General features: G+C 73.9%; 2 protein-coding genes. Both read left to right on the top strand.

The features are described 5' to 3' along the window. Window positions 1-79: 79 nt before the first annotated feature. The gene (locus V7793_RS34540; RefSeq protein WP_336013651.1) at window positions 80-2,392 is read left to right on the top strand and encodes a S9 family peptidase; all 2,313 of its coding nucleotides are present in this window, start codon (window positions 80-82) and stop codon (window positions 2,390-2,392) included. Window positions 2,393-2,538: 146 nt separating this feature from the next. Then, a partial coding sequence (locus V7793_RS34535; RefSeq protein ID WP_336013650.1) for an AfsR/SARP family transcriptional regulator occupies window positions 2,539-4,011 on the top strand: 1,473 nt, incomplete at its 3' end.

Below are 4,011 nucleotides of genomic sequence, written 5' to 3'. Positions count from 1 at the left end.
ACACCCTCTGACCCCACAGCCCCCCGACCCCGCGTCCCCCGACCCCGCACCCGACGAAACTGCCGAAGGAAAGAAGAGAATGAGCACCACTCAGGGCTACCAGGCCGCCGAACAGCTCCTCCGCCGCCCCGCCCGCCCCGGCGAGCTCGTCATCGGTGACAAGGTTCGGCCGCAGTGGATCGACGGAGGCGCCCGGTTCTGGTACGCGGTGAGCAATGGCGCCGGCAGGCGGTTCGTGCTGGTGGACCCGGCGGCGGGTACCCGCGAGCCGGCCTTCGACCACGTCCTGCTGGCCGCCGCGCTGGCCGCCGCCTCCGGGCAGCAGGTCGACCCCGAGGCCCTGCCGTTCATAGCCGTCGAATTGACCGGGAACGCCGTGGAGTTCCACGCGTTCGGCGAGTACTGGCGCTGCCGCCTGGACGGCTACGTCTGCGAGCGGGCCGAGTTCACGCCGCCGGGCAACCCGCTGGACGTGCCGTCCCCGGACAAGAAGGTCGCGGTGTCCCAGCGGGGGCACGACCTGTGGGCGCGCTCGCTGTCCGACGGCCGTGAGTGGGCGCTGACCACCGACGGCGAGCCCGGCCACCGGTACGGATCCGGCCCGGACTGCACGAGCAACGGCACCCTGCTGCGCAAGTTCGGCCTGCCGCACCTGCCGCCCGCGGTGGCCTGGTCGCCCGACTCGACCAAGGTGCTGGCGCACCGGACCGACGAGCGCGGCGTCCGGCAGACCCACCTCGTGGAGGCCCGGCCCGCTGACGGCGGCGCGCCCCTCCTGCACACCCAGCGGTTCGCGTACCCCGGCGACGAGCAGGTGCCCCGTGCCGAGCTGGTCGTGCTGGACGTGCAGGCGGGCACAGTCGTGCGTGCGCAGGCCGAGCCGCTGCTCATGCCGATGATGTCGCCGATCACGGCCAAGTGGGCGTGGTGGGCCCCGGACGGTTCGGCGGTGTACTACCTCGGCCGGCCCCGCGACCTGCGCACGCTCACCCTGTACCGGATGGATCCGGCCACCGGCGAGGTCACCGTCGTGCTCAGCGAGACGGGGGACACCCGTGTGGAGCCCAACCCGTGGATGTACGAGGCGCCGATCGTGCGGGTGCTGGCCGACGAGGTGCTGTTGTACTCGCAGCGCGACGGCTGGGGCCACCTGTACCGGTACGACCTGCGCACCGGCGCGTTGCTCGGGCAGGTCACCTCCGGACCGTGGACGGTGCGGCAGATCCTGCGCGTCGACGAGGCCGAGCGGGTGGTGTACTTCACCGCCACCGGGCTGGTCGACGAGGACCCGTACCGGCGCACGGTGTGCCGGGCCGGCCTGGACGGCTCCGGCTTCGCCGAGGTCGCAGAGGCCGCCGAGGCAGCCGAGGTAGTAAAGGTCACGGACGACGAGCTGGACCACATCGTCACCGTGCCGGACGACCAGCAGTACTTCATCGACTCCGCGTCCACGGTCGACACCCCGCCGGTGACGACGGTCCGCGACTGGAGCGGGCGGGTCCTGGTCGAGCTGGAGCGCGCCGACATCAGCAAGCTCAAAGCCACCGGCTGGACGCCGCCGGAGCGGTTCCGCGTGAAGGCGGCCGACGGGGTGACGGACATCTACGGGGTGCTGTACCGGCCGCGGGGGTTCGACCCCTCCCGGCGCTACCCGGTGGTGGACAACGTCTACCCCGGCCCGCAGGTCAACCGGGTCGCCCCGTGCTTCGACCCCGGCGGGATGGGTCTCGACGCGGAACCCCTCGCGGCGCTGGGCTTCGTGGTGGTGGCGCTGGACGGGCGGGGAACCCCGGGGCGGAGCAAGGCCTTCCACGACGCCTCCTACGGTCACTTGGCCGACGCGGGCTGCCTGGCCGACCATGCCGCGGCGCTGCGGCAGCTGGCCGGGACCCGGCCGTGGATGGACCTGGACCGGGCGGGCGTGTTCGGCCACTCCGGAGGCGGGTTCGCCGCAGCGCGGGCGATGCTGGACTTCCCCGAGGTGTACAAGGCCGGAGTCGCCCTCTCCGGATCGCACGACGCCCGCCACTTCAACGCCGGCTTCGTGGAGACCTACGACGGCGCGGACAACCCCGAGGCGTGGGCCCGTTCCTCCAACCCGGACCGCGCGGACCGGCTGGCGGGCAAGCTCCTGCTCGTCCACGGCGACATGGACGACCAGGTCCACCCCGGGCAGACGCTGCGGCTGGCCGACCGGCTCGTCGCCGCCGACAAGGACTTCGAGCTGCTCATCGTGCCCGGGGCCGAGCACACGTTCATCGACTGCCTCGCCTACGTCCGCAAGCGCTGCTGGGACTTCCTGGTGCGCGAGCTGATGGGCACGCAGCCGCCCGCCTACCGCCCCGCCCCCATCGCCGTGGGCCCCGAGCTGCTCAGCGAGCTGTTCGCCTGAGCGCGGCACCCGCCGCGCGGGGGCCGTGCGCGGCCCGCCCCCGCCGCGGCGTGAAACCGTAAGCGGAAGATCTCGCCCCGTGCAGCGCCTATGGTTGTCGGATTCGCCGATGTTCGAATCTTGCACAGCTGAAGGGCGGTCATACGGTGGTGCTCGCGCGTGTCGAGTTCAAGGTGCTGGGACCCCTCGCTGCCGTCGCCGGCGGCCGCGTTCTCCCGCTCGGAGGGCCGAAGCAGCGGACCCTGCTCGCCATGCTGCTCGTCAACGCCAACACCGCCGTCTCCGCGGACCGGTTGTGCGACGCCGTCTGGGGCGAGGCCCCTCCGGCCTCGGCCCAGGCCAACCTCCGCAGCTACGCCGCCGTCCTGCGCAAAGTGCTCAGCCCCGCTTCCGGCCCCGCTTCCGGCCCTGCTTCCAGCCCCGCCTCCGGCCCGGGAGCCGGCCCGGATCCGGGCGGGCCCGCTCCCGCGACCGGCAGCGGCGAGGACCGGCTGAGCCAGGGCAACGGCGGCTACTGCCTGCGCGTGTTCCCCGGCGAGGTGGACCTGCACCGGTTCGAGGTCCTCGTCGCCCGCGGCCGCGCCGCCCTCGGAGCGGGCGAGCACCGGCCCGCGGCCGACGCCCTGCGGGAGGCGCTGGACCTGTGGCACGGCAGCCCGTTCGAAGGGGTGGCGCACCACGACGTCCTGCTCGGCGAGGTCGCCCGGCTCGAAGAGTCACGGCTGGCCGCCTTCGAGGACTACGCCGAAGCCCGCCTCGCACTCGGCGAGCCCCGCGAGGTGGTCGGCCTCCTGAAGGCGGAGACCGCCCGCCACCCGCTGCGCGAGTCGCTGTGGGCCAAGCTGATGACCGCGCAGTACCGCTCCCAGCACCCGGGCGACGCGCTGCAGTCCTACGCCCTCGCCCGCTCCGCCCTGCGCGGTGAACTCGGCATCGAACCCGGCGACGAACTCCGCAGACTGCACCACGCGGTCCTCACCAGGGACCCGGAACTGGGCGCGCCCCCGCCCCCCGCCGCCCCCGCGCGCCCCGCCGACCTCTGGCAGCCGACCGTCCAAGTCCCCTCCGACGACTCCGACTTCGTAGGGCGGAGCCGGCTGATCGAGCACGTGGCCGGACTGCTCAGACCCGGCGCCGAACGGCCCCGCACCACACCCTGCGCCGTGCCCGTCGCGATCCTCACCGGCCTGCCCGGCGTCGGCAAGACCGCCCTGGCCACCCGCCTCGCCCACCACCTGCGCAACGAGTTCCCCGACGGCCGGCTGTTCCTGCACCTCGACGGAGCCCGCGGCCCCCAGCGCCCGCCCGGCGTCATCCTCGCGGACCTGCTGCTCAGCCTGGGCGTCGCCGGGTCCTCCATCCCCGAGGCCACGGAGGACCGGGCGGCGCTCTACCGCTCGCTGCTGGCCGACCGCAAGGTGCTCGTGCTGCTCGACGACGCGCGCGACGAGGCCCAGATCCGCATGCTGCTCCCCGGCACCCCGGGCAGCGCGGCCCTCGTCACCAGCCGGGCACGGCTGGCCGGGCTGACGGACGCGCGCCTGATCGACGTCGACCCCTTCGACGACGAGGAGTCGCAGGACCTGCTGCGCCGCATCGTCGGCCCGCGGCGGCTCGCG

The sequence above is a fragment of the Streptomyces sp. KLMMK genome, from assembly GCF_036961605.1.
Taxonomy (GTDB): Bacteria; Actinomycetota; Actinomycetes; order Streptomycetales; family Streptomycetaceae; genus Streptomyces; species Streptomyces telluris.
Note: the sequence above shows the minus strand (reverse complement) of the source record. Positions and strands in the feature narration are given on the sequence as shown.

Excerpts from the sequence above, each read along its gene's own strand:
- V7793_RS34540 (WP_336013651.1), top strand. The coding sequence starts at position 80 with ATGAGCACCACTCAGGGCTACCAGGCCGCCGAACAGCTCCTCCGCCGC.